The organism is Actinocorallia sp. A-T 12471 (assembly GCF_033875155.1).
GTDB lineage: Bacteria > Actinomycetota > Actinomycetes > Streptosporangiales > Streptosporangiaceae > Actinocorallia.
The window spans coordinates 1-17,134 of sequence record NZ_JAWZTE010000008.1 but is presented as its reverse complement, the minus strand read 5'-3'; the positions used below and the strand labels follow the sequence as shown (position 1 = coordinate 17,134).

Here is a 17,134-nt window from a genome sequence, read left to right as displayed (position 1 = left end):
TGGGTCGGCGCCCACGAGGCGGTCGTCGCCGAGGCGGGGCTGAAGCCGCAGCACCTCGGCGCGCTCGTCCAGGCGCAGACCCGCCGATGATCCAGCCGCGGCTCAGCGACGGTTGCCCGTGCCCAAGCCCGTCACGGTCAGGCTCGCCAACGACCTAGTAGCGCGCGGCTGCGCCGAATCCGGCCCGCCCGAGGATTCGTACAGGTGGCCCGTGTCATCGGGGGCATCCGACGCGGGGTCGCCTGGCGCCCGAGGTGGGCTGTCCGGCCGGCAGCCGGAAGGGCAGCGCGGCGGCGCGTTGGATTGACGGGCTCATCGTGCTCTCCGTGGTGGTGTGGCTCCTCACCGTCTTCGATCCCTAACCCACGCCATGGAGTGGTCGACGTGGCTTGCCCCGCTGCCGTGGGCGAGCAGGCGTTCACGGATTACCGGCACAAGCAGGAGCCGCCAACTAGGCAGTTAACACCAAGTTGGCAGTGACTGTCAGATGGATATAGCCTGCCTATGGATAAAGCGGACACTGTTGGGTGTGGATGCGGCGGCCTCATGCGTAGACGTTCTGCTTCAGCCCGTGACGGGCACACCGCGTACGACGCGGTCTCATCACCGAAAGAGGTTCCTTCGCTATGAACAGCCCTTCCGCCCCTGCCCGGCCTTCCCCCGCGTTCGCGACTCGTCCGCACGGCCTTTTCATCGACGGCAGCGAACGGCCCGCCGCCGACGGCGGGACCATGGCCACCGTCGATCCGATGACCGGTACCGACCTCACCACGGTCGCCGTCGCCGGGCAGGACGACGTTGACGCGGCCGTGGCGGCGGCACGCCGCGCCTTCGAAGATCCGGGATGGGGGGCCATCGGCCCCGAAGAGCGCAGCCGCGTGCTCTACCAAATTGCTGAGGTCATCGAGGCGAACGCCGACGAGCTCGCGATCTTGGACTCCCTGGAGATGGGCGGGCCATTGGCGCTGACGCGCTGGATGGTCGACCACACCGTCGAGGTCTACCGCCACTACGCGGGCTGGCCGACCCGGATCTACGGCGCCACAGCGCCCTCTGCTCCCGGGCAGTTGCAGTACACCAAGCGTTCTCCGCTGGGCGTGGTCGTCGCGATCGCCGGTTGGAACGGTCCCCTCCTGCAGATGGGCTACAAGATCGCCCCTGCGCTGGCCACCGGGAACACCGTCGTCGCGAAGCCCTCGGAGCAGACTTCGCTCAGTCTGCTGCGCATGGCGGAGCTCGTCTCCGAGCACACCGACCTGCCCGACGGCGTCCTCAACGTCGTTACCGGCCCCGGTCACAGCACCGGCGAGGCCCTGATCACCCACTCGGACGTCAACAAGATCAGCTTCACCGGGTCGACCACCGTGGGCAAGCACGTCCTGGAAACCTCTGCCCGTGACCTCAAGCGCGTCACCCTTGAGCTGGGCGGCAAGTCGCCGTTCATCGTCTTCGAAGACGCCGATCTTGACGCGGCCGCGACGGCCGCCGCGATGGGCTTCTGCGCAGGCAGCGGTCAGGGGTGCGTGGCCGGCACACGCGTCCTGGTGCAGGAGTCCGTACGCGAGGAGTTCACCCGCCTGCTCCGCGAGAAGATGGCCACAATCCCCATGGGTGATCCCTTCGACGCTGAGGTGCTCATGGGCCCCCTGGCGTCCCGCGGCCACTACGCGAAGGTCACCGGCTACATCGACCTCGCCCGTCAGTCCGGCGGGAACATCATCGGTGACACCCACGAGGAGTCCGACGACCTGTTCGTCGGGCCCACGCTGGTCACCGGCCTGGACAACACATCGCGCATCGCCCAGGAAGAGATCTTCGGTCCTGTCGCCGTACTGCTGCCGTTCCAGGACGTCGAGGAGGCGGTGCGCATCGCCAACGACACCGTCTACGGCCTGGCCGCCACGGTGTTCACCACGGACCTCAGCCGCGCCCACACCATGGCCGACCGCCTCCAGGCCGGAACCGTATGGGTCAACACCGTCAACCAGATGAGCAGCGGGCCGCTGCCCTTCGGCGGATTCAAGCAGTCCGGCATCGGCCGGGAACACGGAACCGACGTCATCGACGCCTACACCGAGACCAAAGCCATCGTCATCAACCTCTGACCCGCAACACCGCACCCGCCGCCCAACTCGCCCAGGACCGCCCCGTCCTCGTGCTCACTTGGATGACCGGTCGCGACTGGTACGCCGCCGAGCGTTTCAGGCGTCGAGTTCGAATTCTTTGGTGAGGGTCTCGATAGTGAAGGAGTTCCTGAGCCTGCAGGCGCTGTTCTGGTTGGCGAAGAGTCCAGGGGCGCGGATCGCCTTCTCCCGAGGAAGGGCGCGGGTCCATCTGACGGGGACCGCGTACTCCGGTGCCCCGTTCGCATGGCGGTAGCTGCCGTTCAGAGGCTCGGACTCCTCGCCGAAGGAGACGTACCAGTCCTGCCCGTTCCATTCTTCCCGCGTGCCGTGTCGCTTGGCGGCGGGCCGGGCGGCCTTGGTCTCGCTGACCAGCCAGCTTCGCGCGAGGCAGCGGCGCCCGTCGTCTTCGAAGTAGCGGAAGAACAGGATGCTGACCGGCGCGGAGTAGGAGCCCGCGAGGTAGTTCACGATGCGTTCGGTTGCCGCGTCGGTGTCATGTGCGACGACCGTCAGGTGGTGGGACGAATTGAGGTCCTCAGGCGGCCTCTGTCCACCTGAGACAGGGCATGGGACCGGATCCGACCGGTCCCAGAACACAAGAAGCGGGACGGAGGACGGGCTGTTCGCGTTGTTTGGGCCGTTGCGGGTGCCGGACGTAGCCGGAGCGCTGAGGGTTGCGAGCAACGATCTGCTGGGAAACTCCGGGAACGGATGACGGTGAGTGGCGTGCCGTTTGTGACTGGAAACTTGCCCAGTGCTGGGCGACCATCCCGAGGGCGAAGCGGATCGCTAATGGGATCTGGGGATGAAGGTGACTTATCCGGCCCTGGAAACACATTGTAGAGGCCAGGTTGGTTCCTAGCCTCCACGTATATGGAAAGTTGGTGTCCGAGGGGGGACTTGAACCCCCACGCCCCGTAAAGGGCACTAGCACCTCAAGCTAGCGCGTCTGCCATTCCGCCACCCGGACGAGTGTCTCCGCGCTGGTGAAGCGCGGCGGCGGATAGAACTGTACCACTGGGGCGGGGTGGGCGCGATTCGGATCTTCGCGGTGCTTGATCTTGGGGAGAGGGCCGGGGGGAGGGGGTGGGTGGGGGGTGCGTTTGGGGGAGGCGGGGGTGGGGGTGGGCTGGGAGGATGGGGGGAGGGAACGCCGGGAGAGAGGGGTTGGGGATGGATGACGAGGTTGTGGAGATTTGCCGGGAGCTTATTCGGATCGACACGTCGAACACGGGGGATGTGGACGGGCCGGGGGAGCGGAAGGCGGCGGAGTACGTCGCGGAGAAGCTCGAGGGGGTGGGGATCAAGACGACGGTGCTGGAGTCGGCCGCGAGGCGGACGAGTGTTGTGGCGCGGATCGAGGGGACTGAGCCGAGTCGGGACGCGCTGCTGCTTCATGGGCATCTGGATGTGGTGCCGGCTCAGGCGTCGGACTGGACGCATCACCCGTTCTCCGGGGAGATCGCCGACGGGTGCGTGTGGGGGCGCGGGGCCGTCGACATGAAGGACATGGACGCGATGATCCTCGCGTCGGTGCTGGACAGGGCGCGGACGGGCCGGCGGCCCAAGCGGGACATCGTGCTCGCGTTCCTGGCCGATGAGGAGGCCGGGGGGAAGTACGGGGCGCACTATCTGGTCGACAACCACCCGCAGCTGTTCGAGGGCTGCACCGAGGCGGTCGGTGAGGTCGGCGGGTTCAGCCTTTCGGTGCCGGGGGATCGGCGGCTGTACCTGATCGAGACGGCCGAGAAGGGCCTTGCCTGGATGCGGCTGAAGGCCGTCGGGACGGCAGGGCACGGGTCGATGATCCACGACGACAACGCCGTGACGGAGCTGGCCAAGGCCGTCGCGCGGATCGGGCAGCACCAGTTCCCCCTCCAGCTGACGCCGACGGTGCGCCGGTTCCTCGAGGCGGCGTGCGAGGCGTACGGGGTGGAGTTCGACCCGAAGGACCCCGAGGCGTCGCTGCCGCACCTGGGGTCGCTGGCGCGGATGATCGGCGCGACGCTGCGCAGCACGCTCAACCCGACGCGGCTCGACGCGGGGTACAAGACGAACGTCATTCCGCAGCACGCCGAGGCGCAGATCGACGGAAGGTTCCTTCCCGGTTATGAGAAGGAGTTCTTCGAGACCGTCGACGCGCTGCTCGGCGACAAGGTCGAGCGCGAATTCGTGCATTACGACATCGCCGTCGAAACGGAATATGAGGGCGATCTCGTCGGGGCGATGGAGGAGGCGCTGACGTGGGCGGACCCGGGGGCGATCCCCGTGCCGTACTGCCTGAGCGCGGGCACCGACGCCAAGTCGTTCGCGACGCTCGGAATGCGCTGCTATGGATTCGCCCCCCTGAAACTCCCGGCAGATCTGGACTTTTCCGGTATGTTCCACGGGATCGACGAGCGCGTTCCCGTCGACGGGCTGCAGTTCGGCGTCCGTGTTCTCGACCGTTTCCTGGACAACGCATAACCTTTGTGTTTTCCATGGCTCTCGTTGGGCAGTGTGTGGTGCTAGCGTTACCGTCCGTAGGGGAGAGGGCTTTCCCTTCCCTGCGGGCGTGCGCCCGCGTGTCCGGACGGCGGGGGCGGCCCGGCGCGCGGGCCGCGCCGAACCCCTCTGCGACCTCCGCGACCGTCCGGTCCGCGAAACAACGGGAGCCCCATGCGTACGCGGAACCGGCGCGTCAGCCGTGCCCTGCTGGCCGTCAGCGCGCTGATCATCGGCGTCCTCCAGCACCCGTCGGCCGTCTTCGCCCAGTCCCCCGGGCGGGACGGGTCCCCCGGAGCCTCGGCCGCCGCCCCGGACCCGGGTACGGGCCAGGGCGGCGCCGAGGATTCGCCCCCGGACGCGGCGGCGCCCAACGCGCCCGAGCCCTGCGACGGCTTCTGCGTGGTCCGCAGGTCGGCATTTGACGACCACACGCACGAAGATCCCGCACCCGAGTCCGCCCACGGCGAGTCCGTCGAAGAGCAGGCCGAGCCGCAGCCCCCCATCGCGCCACCGCACTCCGACTGCCGCGCCGCCCACTGCCTACCCACCCCGATCCCCACCCCGGACCCGACTCCCCACCCCGAACCCATCCAGAAACCCACAGCCCTGGTCTGCGGCAACGCGATAGCCCTCCTGGGCACCGCATCCGCCACCTGCCCCACGACCCCCGCCCCCGTGAGCATCTGCGGCAACGCGATAGCGATCCTCGGCACAGCCGTCGCGACCTGCTCGCAAACACCCCCAGAACAGGGCATCTCAATCTGTGGAAACGCGATAGCCGTTCTCGGCACCGCCACCGCCACCTGCCAGAAGACCCCAACAAACAGGACAAATCACACCGCAGAACCCGACAAGCCCACCCCGACCCCGCCGTCAAGGACCCCGCAGGCGAGCACCCAGCGCTCGACCACCCCGCAGACGGCCACCCCGCAGTCCATCCACGAACCCTGGAAGACCCCCGCCCGCCCGCCGCTCTACGGCAGGCACAGCGGCTGGACCCCGCCCTCGCCCACCCCGCCGACGGACCCGCGCGACCGCCAGGTCTGGGTCATGTCCCCGATCGGCGGCGCGCTGCCCATCCCCGGCACCGCCCGCGATCTCGTCCCGGTGAACCCGCCCCGCTGAGACGGACCCCACAGACGCCGGAACCCACAGGCGTCGCCCGCAGCCCACATACCGAACCCGGGAAGGTTCTTGACCTTCTCCAACGGAACGCTCAGGCCGGCTGGTGCAGCGTGCTGCGCGCCCGGATGATCTTCTTGCGCAGCTGGATCCGCCGCCGCCCGTCGCGGTGGACGCGTACGGTGTGGAGTTCCCAGCCGCCGTATTCCGCGTGCTCGGTCATGACCTGCCGGGCCGCCTCCCGTGAGGTCCCTCGCGGCAGATTCAGAATGAGATAGGTGTACTCCACCATCCCTCAAAGGATGCCAGACGGAAGCGGCGAGATGAACCCTTCGGGAAGAGCCTGGTCTCTCATGACGTTGAGGCGTGTCATCCTGTCGAGGGTTTATCGTCGCGTGGTGGGCGGGAACCCCGCACGGCAGGGACGGGGCGCCGCCGGGGGTACCGTCGGGGTGAAGGCGTCATGTGCGACGGCAAGTCGGAAACGAAGCGTTTGAAGCGACACGGATAGGTCGGAGAGCTGTGCCAGCCAGTAACGGCAGCAGGTCGGGAATCACCCGTCTGGTGATCGTCGAGTCGCCCGCGAAGGCGAAGAAGATCGCGGGCTACCTCGGCAATGGCTACGTGGTCGAGTCCAGCATCGGTCACATCCGCGATCTCCCCGCGGACGCGGCCCAGGTGCCGGCGAAGTACAAGACCGAGCCCTGGGGGCGGCTCGGCGTGAACGTCGACCACGAGTTCGAGCCGGTCTACATCGTGAACGCCGACAAGAAGCAGCAGGTCGCGAAGCTGAAGAAGCTGCTCAGCGAGGCCGACGAGCTGTTCCTGGCCACGGACGAGGACCGCGAGGGCGAGGCGATCGCGTGGCATCTGCGCGAGGTCCTGAAGCCGAAGGTGCCGGTGCACCGGATGGTCTTCAACGAGATCACGCCCGACGCGATCAGGGCGGCCGCGGCCAACACCCGTGAGCTGAACCTCCAGCTCGTGGACGCGCAGGAGACCCGCCGCATCCTTGACCGTCTCTACGGTTACGAGGTCAGCCCGGTCCTGTGGAAGAAGGTCATGCCGAAGCTTTCGGCGGGCCGTGTCCAGTCCGTCGCGACGCGGCTCGTGGTGGAGCGTGAGCGCGAGCGGATCGCGTTCGTCCCGGCCGACTACTGGGACATCTCCGCCGATCTCGGCACCGGTAAGGAAGACGAGCCGAACCACTTCACAGCCAAGCTCGTGTCCATTGACGGCACACGCGTCGCGCAGGGCCGTGACTTCACTTCGCTCGGCAAGGTGAAGGGCAACGCGCGCCAGCTTGACGAGGAGTTCGCGCGCGCGCTGGCGTCCCGCCTTGAGGGCCGTCCGTTCAAGGTGACGTCGGTCGAGCAGAAGCCGTACACGCGCAAGCCTTACGCGCCGTTCCGCACGACGACGATGCAGCAGGAGGCGAGCCGCAAGCTCGGCTTCTCGCCCAAGTACGCGATGCAGATCGCGCAGCGGCTGTATGAGAACGGCTACATCACCTACATGCGTACCGACAGCATCACGCTGTCGCAGACGGCGATCGCCGCGGCGCGCTCCCAGGCGAGCGCCCTGTACGGCGCGCAGTACGTGCCGGACAAGCCGCGCGTGTACACCGCGAAGGTGAAGAACGCGCAGGAGGCGCACGAGGCGATCCGCCCGGCGGGCGAGACCTTCGCCACCCCGGCCGAGACGGGCCTGACGGGCGACCAGTTCCGGCTGTACGAGCTGATCTGGAAGCGCACGATCGCGTCGCAGATGAAGGACGCCGCGGGCCAGTCGGTCTCGGTGCGCATCCTTGGCGAGTCCGCGACGGGCGAGGCCGCCGAGTTCGGCGCGTCCGGCCGCACGATCACGTTCCACGGCTTCCTCAAGGCGTACGTCGAGGGCGCCGACGACCCCGAGTCCGGCACCGACGACCAGGAGTCGCGCCTTCCCGTCCTCGCCGAGGGCGACGTCCTCGACCCGCGCGCCCTGCTCGCCGAGGGCCACACGACGCGCGCGCCCGCGAGGTACACCGAGGCGTCCCTGATCAAGGAGCTGGAAGACCGCGAGATCGGCCGTCCGTCGACGTATTCCTCGATCATCGGCACGATCCTCGACCGCGGGTACGTGTTCAAGAAGGGCACCGCGCTGGTCCCGGCGTTCCTCGCGTTCGCCGTGGTGCAGCTGCTGGAGAAGCACTTCGGCAACCTCGTCGACTACGACTTCACCGCGCAGATGGAGGAGTCGCTCGACGCGATCGCGCGCGGCGAGGCCGAGCGGGTGCCGTGGTTGCGCAGGTTCTACCACGGTGAGAACGGCCTGAAGGACCTGGTCAGCGATCTGGGCGACATCGACGCCAAGGAGATCTCGTCCTTCCCGGTGAAGGACGATCCGGGCACGATGATCCGCGTCGGGCGTTACGGTCCCTACCTCGACCGTGACGGCGTCCGCGTCAACATCCCCGAGGACCTCGCGCCGGACGAGCTCGACAAGGCCAAGGCCGACGAGCTGTTCGCGCAGCCCAGCGGCGACAGGTCGCTCGGCCGCGACCCGGAGACGGGGTTCGAGGTCGTCGCGAAGTCCGGCAGGTTCGGCCCGTATGTGACGGAGATCCTGCCCGAGGAGCTGACGACGACGGCGTCGGGCCGCAAGAAGGCCGGCGCGCCCAAGCCGCGCACGGGCTCCCTGTTCAAGGACATGTCGCTCGACACGGTCACCCTCGAGCAGGCGCTCCAGCTGATGTCGCTGCCGCGCGTCGTCGGCGAGCTAGACGGCGAGCAGGTCACCGCGCAGAACGGGCGTTTCGGCCCGTATCTGAAGAAGGGCACCGACTCCAGGTCGCTCGCCAGTGAGGACCAGATCTTCACGGTGACGATCGAGGAGGCCAAGGCGCTGTACGCGCAGCCGAAGCAGCGTGGCCGCCGCGCCGCCGCGCCGCCGCTGCGCGAACTCGGCAACGACCCGGTGTCCGGAAAGCCGGTGACGGTGAAGGAAGGCCGCTTCGGCCCGTATGTCACCGACGGCGAGACCAACGCGTCGCTGCGCAAGGGCGACGAGGTCGAGGCGATCACCATCGAACGCGCCGCGGAACTGCTCGCGGAACGGCGGGAGAAGGTCGCGGCGGCGGGGCCGAAACCGGCCCGCAAGCGGCCCGCGGCCAAGACCAGCGCCGCCGCCAAGCCCAAGGCCGCCGCGAAGCCGAAGACGACGACCTCGCGCGCCAAGTCGCAGGCATAGGGACAGCCGCGCAGATACCCTGCCTGGCATGAACAAACCAGGCGTCTTGTCGATCAAGCCGTTCCGTCGGCTGTGGATCGCGGTCTCGCTGTCCAGCCTGGGGGACTGGCTGAGCCTCCTCGCGCTGACCGCGGCGGCGCACGCGCTCACCGGCTCCTACGCCGCGCAGGCGTACGCGGTCGGCGGCGTCCTGGCGGCGAAGCTGCTGCCGGTCCTGGTGTTCGGCCCCGTCGCGGGGGCGCTCGCCGACCGGCTCGACCGGCGCGCGGTCATGCTCGGCGCGGACGTCGTCAGGTTCGGGCTGCTGCTGTCGGTCCCCCTGGTCGGCCGTCTTGAGTGGCTGTTCGCGGCGGCGTTCCTCACCGAGTTGGCTTCGCTGCTGCGCAGGCCCGCCGAGGACGCGACGGTGCCCGCGCTCGTCCCTCCGAAGCTGTATCCGCGTGCCAAGAGCGTCGCGGTATGGACGGTGTACGGGTCGGCGCCTTTGGCGGGCGTGGTGTTCGCCGTCACGTCGCTGCTGGCCGGGCTGTTCCTACCGGGCCCGGATCTCGCGCTGTACGTCTCCGCAGGGGTCTTCCTCGTGGGCGCGGTCGTGGTGTTCACCCTGAAGACGGGTCCGACAAGGCACCCCGTCTCCGTGCCCTCCCTTCCGGGACGTGTCCTTGACGGCTGGAAGTACGCCGGAGGCAGCGAGCTCGTCCGGGGACTCGTCATCGGGTTGTTCGGGGTGTCCCTGGCGGGCGGCCTGCTGATCGGCGTGCTGCGTCCGTCGGCCGCTGCGCTCGGCGCGGGCGACGCCGGTTACGGGATGCTGTTCGCGGCGGTCTTCCTCGGGCTCGCCTCCGGGATGCTGCTCGGCCCGCGCATCCTGCGCGACCTGAGCCGCCGCCGCCTGTTCGGGCTCGCCGTGCTGGCGACCGCCCTTGTGCTGGTCCCCGCGGCGCTCATCCAGGAGCTCGTCGCGGTGTTCGTGCTGTCCGGCGTCGTCGGGTTCGGCGCGGGCGTCGCGGGCGCGACCGCGGAGGCCGTCATCGGCCAGGAGGTCCGCGACGACCTGCGCGACAGGACATCGTCTTACCTGCGCTCACTTGTGCGCGTCGTGCTCACCATCAGCGCGGTGCTCGCCCCCGCCGCGTCGGGAGCGCTCGGCCAGCACGTCCTCGCCCTCGGCGACCTGTCTTACCGCATCCAGGGGACCGCGGAGGTGCTGCTCATCGGCGCGGTCGTGACGCTGCTCGCAGGGCTCGGCGCGTTCCGCCTCACCGACGACCGGCGCGGCATCCCCCTGAAGGCCGACCTCTATGGTGCGCTTCAGGGCGTGGCCTACGTACCGCCCGTCCCGGGCGTGAAGAAGAAGGAACGCGGCCTGTTCATCGCCTTCGAGGGCGGCGAGGGCGCGGGCAAGACCACCCAGTCGCGGCTGCTGGCGATCTGGCTGCGCGACAACGGGTTCGATGTCGTCAACACCCGCGAGCCGGGCGCGACCAAGGTCGGGATGCGGCTGCGCGCGATCCTGCTCGACCGCGAGACGACCGCGCTGTCCGACCGCGCCGAGTCCCTGCTGTACGCGGCCGACCGGGCCCAGCACGTCGACGCGGTGATCAGGCCGGCGCTCGAGCACGGCTCGGTCGTGATCACCGACAGGTACGTGGACTCGTCCCTCGCCTACCAGGCTTACGGGCGGGAGCAGGCCGTCGAGGAGATCCGCGAGGTCAACGCGTGGGCGACCGGCGGGCTCGTCCCGGATCTGACGGTGCTGCTCGACGTGCCGCCGTCGGTCGGGCTGAACCGCTTCGCCTCGCCCGCCGACCGGATCGAGTCCGAGCCCGAGGACTTCCACAATCGGGTCAGGCGCGGTTTCCGCGCCCTCGCCGACGCCGACCCCGACCGCTACCTGGTCGTGGACGCCTCCCAGGACCAGGACGCGATCACCCGGCTGATCCAGGACAAGGTCCGCTCGATCCTGCCCGACCCCGTGCCCGCCTCGGCCGAGGACGTCACCTCGACCTTCCCCGCGATCAGGGACCTGTGAGGTGCACCGGGTGCAATAGCCTGGCGGCATGACGGTGTTCGACGATCTCGTGGGCCAGGGTGAGGTCGTCGCGCAGCTCAGATCGGCGGTGGAGGCCGCGCGCGACGGCTCGGGCGGCATGACCCACGCGTGGCTGTTCACCGGCCCGCCCGGCTCGGGCCGCGAGGCCGCGGCGACCGCGTTCGCGGCGGCGCTCCAGTGCACCGAGACCCCCGCGGGCTGCGGATATTGCGCGGCGTGCCACCAGGTGCTCGCCGGGACGCACGCCGATCTTGAGGTCGTCAGGCCGCAGGGGCTGTCGTACTCGGTGCGCGAGACCCGCGAGCTCGTCCTGCGGGCGGCGGCGCGGCCGAGCGGCGGACGCTGGCAGATCGTCCTTTTTGAGGACGCCGACCGCGCCACCGAGGCCGCCGCGAACGCGCTGCTCAAGGCGATCGAGGAACCCCCGCCCAAGACCGTGTGGCTGCTGTGCGCGCCCTCGCCCGACGACCTGGTGATGACGATCCGTTCCCGCTGCCGTCTTGTGACGCTGCGCACCCCGTCGGCCGAGGCGGTCACCGCGCTCCTCGTCCAGCGCGACGGGATCGACCCCGAGCTGGCCGCGCTGTGCGCACAGGCAGCCCAGGGCGACATCGCCCGCGCGCGGCAGCTCGCCGCCGACCCCTCGGCGCGCGGCCGTCGCGGCGACGTGCTCGCCGTGCCCGCAAGGCTCAGCGCCGTGGGCCCCGCGGTGATGGCGGCCGAGTCGCTGGTGAAGACCGCCGAGGCCGAGGCCAAGGCGCTCACCGAGGAGCTGAACGAGTCCGAGACGTCCGCGATGCGTCAGGCGCTCGGCGAGTCGGCCAAGGGACGGATGCCGCGCGGCACGGCGGGGGCGCTGAAGGAGCTTGAGGACCGGCAGAAGTCGCGGGCCACCCGGCTGAAACGCGACGTGCTCGACCGCGCCCTGCTCGACCTCGCGTCCTTCTACCGCGACGTGCTCGCCGTGCAGTTCGGCGCGTCCGTACCGCTCGTCAACGGCGACCGCGCGCACGAGCTCACCGAACAGGCCCGTAGGACGCGGCCGGAAGGCACGCTGCGCAGACTCGACGCGATCATGGAGTGCCGGGAAAGGCTCGCCTCCAACGTCAACCCTTTGCTGGCTGTTGAGGCGATGATGATGGAGCTGCGGACCGGCTGACCCGTCCGATACCCGCGTGGGAAGCCCCGCGGAGACGTTGATCTGTAGCGTCTCGGGAAGAGGCTCGATTTCCCGGGAGGTGCGATGCGGCGCGTGCTCACCGCCACGACCGCGGTGGCCGCCGTCACCGCCTGCCTGACCGTCCAGCCCGCGGGGGCCGGACCTGCGATCTCCGGGGAGCGTGAGTTCCTCGTCCTGTACGCCGAGGACACCTCGCCGGGCACAGCACGGGCCGCCGTACGGGCGGCCGGAGGCATCGTTCTTGAAGAGAACACGACGCTCGGGTATGCCACGGTTCGTACCGCTGAGACCGGGTTCGTCACTTCCGTGCTGCGGGCCGAGGCGCTCGCGGGCGTCGCGCCGAACCGGCCGGTCGCGGCGCTGCCGAGGAACGACGCGAGCGACCTGTCCGCCCGCGCGGCGGCCACCCCCGCGCCCACCGCGACGGGTTCGACCGGGCCCGGCAAGCCCGTCGCCGAACGGCAGTGGGACATGCGGCAGATCCAGACCGAAGCCGCACATGCCGTGACGAAGGGCGACAAACGCGTGCTCGTCGGGGTGATGGACACCGGCGTCGACGCGTCGCACCCGGACATCGCGCCCAACTTCGACAGGACGCTCAGCCGGAACTTCACGGTCGACATCCCCGAGGACGCCAACGGCGTCGAGATCGACGGGCCCTGCGCCAGCGAGCCCGACAAGGCGTGCACCGACCCCGCCGACATCGACGAGAACGAACACGGAACCCACATCGCGTCCACGATCGCCGCCCCGGACGACGGGATCGGCATCACCGGCGTCGCCCCGAACGTCACCATCGTCAACCTGCGGACCGGGCAGGACTCCGGACAGTTCTTCCTCAAACCGACCCTCGACGCGCTCGTCTACGCGGCCGACAACGGGATCGACGTCGTCAACATGTCGTACTACCTCGACCCTTGGGCGTGGAACTGCGCGAACGACCCGACGGCGTCGGCGGAGGAACGCGCGCAGCAGCGGACCGTTATCCGGGCCGTCAACCGGGCGTTGCGTTACGCGCACGGCAAGGGCGTGACGCTCATCGCGGCGGCCGGCAACGACAAGTCGGACTACACCAAGGTGATCACCGACACGACGAGCCCGAACTTCGCGACCCTGCCCGGCCAGCAGCCGCGCAAGCGCCAGGTGCCGCCGTCGTGCGTGTCGCAGCCGTCGGAGGGGCAGCACGTCATCCCGGTGTCGGCGACCGGGGTCAGCGGGCGCAAGGCGTACTACTCGAGCTTCGGGCTCGGCTACATCAAGGTCGCGGCCCCCGGCGGCGACAAGGTCGACAACGTCGACGGCAGGCCGGACGACGAGATCGGCATCTGGGCTGCCTACCCCGAGCAGGTGGGACGGGCCGGGGGCACGATCCGCGCCGACGGCACCCCGGCCGTCCCGTATGTGGTGAAGGAAGGCGACGCGTACTACGCCTCCCTCCAGGGCACCTCCATGGCCGCGCCGCACGCCGCGGGCGTCGCCGCCCTGATCGTCAGCAGGTACGGGCAGGAGGACCCGGTGCACGGCGGCCTCACGCTCGACCCCGACGAGGTCGAACGGCGGCTCCTCGGCACCGCCGTACCGCGCGCCTGCCCCGACCCCGCCACCTACACCTACACGTGGGACCTCGGCGGCGAGGCCAAGGAGACCTCCACGCAGACGTGCGAGGGCACGCGTAACGCGAACGGCTTCTTCGGCTCCGGGGTCGTCAACGCCAACCAAGCCGTGTCCTGATCACCGCTCGATGTCCGCGCGCATGGCGGCGAACGTGCGCGCGGCCGTCGGGAGGTCGCTGTTGGGGAAGAGGGCCACGCCCGCGGTGCCGGCGTCGGCCCAGCCGCAGATCACCTGGCCGGTTTCGGCCAGGGAGGCGAGGAAGCACTCGAGGGAGCCGCCCAGGGGGCCGGGCGGGAAGGGCTCGGCGCTGACGCCCTCGGTGTAGCCGACGCGGTCGATGAGGCCGCGCCACAGGTGCTCGCGCCGCTTCGAGGTGTCCTCGGGCACGTGGTCGACGGCGACGACCAGCACCGCCTCGTCCACCGACCCGCCGGGCGTGACGAACTCGGCGACGACGAGGTTCATCCCCTGCCCCATCTGTCCTGGGTCGACTGGGACGTCCGATATCTGGCCCTGGCCCTGCACCCGGTTCAGGCCGCCCGCCTTGTCCGGCAGCACCACGGTGCGCTCGGCCGCCTGCGACGGCGACCCCGCCGTGCCGGACGTCGTCTGGCTCTTCGTGGACTGACGCGTGGGCGGCGGATCCGTCTTGGTGCCCCTGGGCTCGACGGCCACGGCGCACCCGGTGGCGACGACCGCGCAGAGCAGCACGGCAAGGCCCTGTCCGATGTTCATGATCGGTTCACTCCCCTTCCAGGGAGAAGCTTCGCTTATCGGGCGTCCGACGGACAGTGAGCGCCGTCCCGGGGCGTCTGGGACTTCAGACCCGGCGTGAGGCGTCCTCGTGCGCGGCGACGGCCATCGCCACGAACTCGCCAGAACGGTGCGCTATCGGACCGTCGGTCCGCCAGGCCACGACATGCCGGAGGCGCAGCGGGGTGCCCTTGAGCGGCCTGATCGCCACGCCGGGCGTCTCCAGCGCCGTCGCCTGGCAGAGGGTGACCGCGCCGTGGTCGGCGACGAGCGAGCGCGTCATGGGCTGCTCGGTCATCATGTGCCGGACGCGCGGGGTGAACCCGTGCTCCTCGCAGGCCGTGTAGACGTACTCGTGCCAGCCGACGCCGTCGGAGGGGGTGAGGACCCAGTCCTCGTCCGCGAGGTCGTCGAGGGCGATCTCGGCGGCGTCCGCGAGCCGGTGCGCGGCGGGGACCAGGGCGTGGATCGGCTCGACCGCGATCGGGCGCACCTCGACCGACGACGGCGTCGGCGGCTCGTACCCCGGGTAGTCGACGATCGCGGCGGCGTCGAGGCGTTTGGCGGCCAGGAGGTCGAGCAGCAGGCGCGGCGAGTACTCGGTGTGCACGGTGATCGACGCGTCGGGCTCGGCGAACAGCCGGTTCACCAGCCCGGACAGCAGCGGCGTCGCGTAGCCGCCGATGCGCAGGGTCGCCCGGTTCTCCGGCGACGACGCCCCGGTGATCAGCTCCTCGACGGTCAGCAGCACCGATCTGGCGCGCGTCAGGACGAACTGCCCGAAAGGGGTGGGCAGTACCCCGAACCTGCCGCGCTGGAAGAGCTGCCCGCCCAGCGACTCCTCGATCCGGTGCAGCTGCGCCGTCAGCGCGGGCTGTGAGACCCCCACGGAAGCGGCGGCGCGGCTGAGGCTCCCGGCGTCGGCGATCGCGCACAGGGTGCGCAGGTGCCTGAGCTCGAGCTGCATGACCTGCCCTTCCTCCACTAACCTGCAAAATATACATAAAAGGGACAGGTACTCAGGGGCGATGAGCGAGCAGGACCGGTGGGTGACCCACCGACACTCCGGACATGTATTCACGGACCACGTCTTCGAGGCGCCGCTGGACCACGCGGACCCCCGGGGCGAGCGGATCACGCTCTTCGCCCGCGAGATCGTCGCCGAGGACCGCGAACACGACGGGCTGCCCTGGCTCCTGTACCTCCAGGGCGGGCCCGGCCACCGCGCGCCGCGCGGACTGCCCGCCTGGGTCGAGAACGCCGCGAAGGACCACAGGGTCGTGCTGCTCGACCAGCGCGGCACCGGACGCAGCACCCCGCTCACCCGGCAGACCCTCGCCGACCACCCCGACCCGGCGGCGCGGCTGCGGCACTTCCGGGCGGACTCGATCGTCAAGGACGCGGAGCTGCTGCGCGTCCGGCTTACCGGGGGGCTGCCTTGGGGCGTCCTCGGGCAGAGCTTCGGTGGGTTCTGTGCGGTCACGTACCTTTCGTTCGCGCCGGAGGGGCTCAGTGAGGTCTACATCACGGGCGGCCTGCCCTCCCTGACCGCGACGGCCGACGACGTCTACCGTGCCGCGTATCCCCGGGTCCTCGCCCATAACGAGAAGTTCTTCGCGCGCTATCCGGAGGACGAGGAGACCGCGTACCGGGTCGCGGAGATCCTGCGCAAGGAGGACGTCCGGCTTCCGTCGGGCGACAGGTTGACCGTCCGACGCTTCCAGACCGCCGGGCTCGGCTTCGGCGCGTCCTCGGAGTTCGACGACCTCCACTACCTCCTCGAGGAGGCGTTCGCGGGGCCGTCACTGCTGTCCGAGGTGTTCCTCCGCCGCCTCGAGGCCAAGATCTCCTTCGCTGAACACCCCCTCTACGCCGTCCTGCACGAGGCGATCTACGCCCAGGGCGCCGCGACGAACTGGGCGGCCGAACGCGTCCGCGCCGAGTTCCCCGAGTTCGACGGCTCGGCCCCCTTCCGCTTCACCGGCGAGATGATCTACCCCTTCCTCTTTGAAGAAGACTCCTCCCTGACCCCTCTCCACGCCGCCGCCCACTCCCTCGCCACCTACGCCGACTGGCCCCCGCTCTACGACCCCACCGCCCTCTCCCACAACAAGGTCCCGATAGCCGCCGCCATCTACACCCACGACATGTACGTAGACCGCGACATGTCCCTCACCACCGCCTCCCAGATCCCCCACCTAACCCCCTGGCTCACCCCCGACCACGCCCACGACGCCCTCCGCCACACCCCCCAAATCCTCCCCCACCTAACCACCCTCCTCCACCCCTAACCCCGGGGCCTGGCCCCGCCCACCCCCGCGCAGGCCGCTCCCGCGCCGCCCAGCCCCACGCCGCCCGCGCCCGCGCAGGCCGCTCCCGCGCACGCCGCTCCCGCGCACGCGCAGGCTCGCGCGGGCCTGCCTCACCTCCCCGCACCCTCGGCCCCACCTGCTTTCGCACGCGGCCAGGGGTTTCGGCTCGCCACCTCAACCCGCACGATCCTCGCTGAGGCGTCAGGGCGTCAGGGCGTCAGGGCGTCAGGGCGTCAGGGCGTCAGGGCGTCAGGGC

12 protein-coding genes and 1 tRNA gene are annotated in these 17,134 nt (G+C 70.0%); 8 read left to right on the top strand and 5 right to left on the bottom strand.

The features are described 5' to 3' along the window. The first annotated feature begins 626 nt into the window (after positions 1–626). Positions 627–2,105: an aldehyde dehydrogenase family protein gene (locus R9X44_RS21930; RefSeq protein WP_319816116.1), complete on the top strand. Its 1,479-nt coding sequence runs from the start codon at positions 627–629 to the stop codon at positions 2,103–2,105. A 96-nt stretch (positions 2,106–2,201) separates the two neighbouring features. Here R9X44_RS21930 and R9X44_RS21925 read toward each other — a convergent pair whose 3' ends face one another. Then, positions 2,202–2,594, bottom strand: coding sequence for a hypothetical protein (locus tag R9X44_RS21925; protein WP_319816115.1), 393 nt, complete (start codon positions 2,592–2,594; stop codon positions 2,202–2,204). 414 nt (positions 2,595–3,008) lie between these two features. Further along, positions 3,009–3,096 (bottom strand) — tRNA-Leu (locus R9X44_RS21920). A 203-nt stretch (positions 3,097–3,299) separates the two neighbouring features. Here R9X44_RS21920 and R9X44_RS21915 point away from each other — a divergent pair. Further along, positions 3,300–4,592, top strand: a complete 1,293-nt coding sequence (locus tag R9X44_RS21915; protein ID WP_319816114.1) for a M20/M25/M40 family metallo-hydrolase — start codon at positions 3,300–3,302, stop codon at positions 4,590–4,592. A gap of 192 nt (positions 4,593–4,784) precedes the next feature. Beyond that, positions 4,785–5,738: a hypothetical protein gene (locus R9X44_RS21910; RefSeq protein ID WP_319816113.1), complete on the top strand. Its 954-nt coding sequence runs from the start codon at positions 4,785–4,787 to the stop codon at positions 5,736–5,738. A gap of 91 nt (positions 5,739–5,829) precedes the next feature. On the opposite strand, the gene R9X44_RS21905 is transcribed toward R9X44_RS21910, so the two are convergent. Beyond that, the gene (locus R9X44_RS21905) at positions 5,830–6,027 is read right to left on the bottom strand and encodes a DUF5703 family protein (RefSeq protein WP_319816112.1); all 198 of its coding nucleotides are present in this window, start codon (positions 6,025–6,027) and stop codon (positions 5,830–5,832) included. Between the two features lie 230 nt (positions 6,028–6,257). Here R9X44_RS21905 and topA point away from each other — a divergent pair, with 230 nt between their 5' ends. The 4 genes from topA (at position 6,258) to R9X44_RS21885 (ending at position 13,930) form a co-directional block, all read left to right on the top strand. Next, positions 6,258–8,966 (top strand): type I DNA topoisomerase, encoded by a 2,709-nt coding sequence (gene topA / locus R9X44_RS21900; RefSeq protein ID WP_319816111.1) that lies wholly within the window; start codon positions 6,258–6,260, stop codon positions 8,964–8,966. Between the two features lie 28 nt (positions 8,967–8,994). Then, positions 8,995–10,998 carry a dTMP kinase gene (gene tmk, locus R9X44_RS21895; protein WP_319816110.1) on the top strand — a complete coding sequence of 668 codons (2,004 nt, stop codon included), beginning with the start codon at positions 8,995–8,997 and terminating at the stop codon, positions 10,996–10,998. A 28-nt stretch (positions 10,999–11,026) separates the two neighbouring features. Further along, the gene (locus R9X44_RS21890; protein WP_319816109.1) at positions 11,027–12,178 is read left to right on the top strand and encodes a DNA polymerase III subunit delta'; all 1,152 of its coding nucleotides are present in this window, start codon (positions 11,027–11,029) and stop codon (positions 12,176–12,178) included. 84 nt (positions 12,179–12,262) lie between these two features. After that, a complete protein-coding gene (locus R9X44_RS21885) occupies positions 12,263–13,930 on the top strand; it encodes a S8 family peptidase (protein ID WP_319816108.1) in 1,668 nt (555 codons plus the stop codon). Here R9X44_RS21885 and R9X44_RS21880 read toward each other — a convergent pair whose 3' ends face one another. Both R9X44_RS21880 and R9X44_RS21875 read right to left on the bottom strand, forming a co-directional pair. After that, positions 13,931–14,548, bottom strand: a complete 618-nt coding sequence (locus tag R9X44_RS21880; RefSeq protein WP_319816107.1) for a hypothetical protein — start codon at positions 14,546–14,548, stop codon at positions 13,931–13,933. Between the two features lie 85 nt (positions 14,549–14,633). Then, entirely contained in the window at positions 14,634–15,533 is a 900-nt protein-coding gene (locus tag R9X44_RS21875; RefSeq protein WP_319816106.1) for a LysR family transcriptional regulator, read from the bottom strand. Between the two features lie 61 nt (positions 15,534–15,594). Here R9X44_RS21875 and R9X44_RS21870 point away from each other — a divergent pair, with 61 nt between their 5' ends. Continuing rightward, positions 15,595–16,857 (top strand): alpha/beta fold hydrolase, encoded by a 1,263-nt coding sequence (locus R9X44_RS21870; protein WP_319816105.1) that lies wholly within the window; start codon positions 15,595–15,597, stop codon positions 16,855–16,857. Positions 16,858–17,134: the final 277 nt, after the last annotated feature.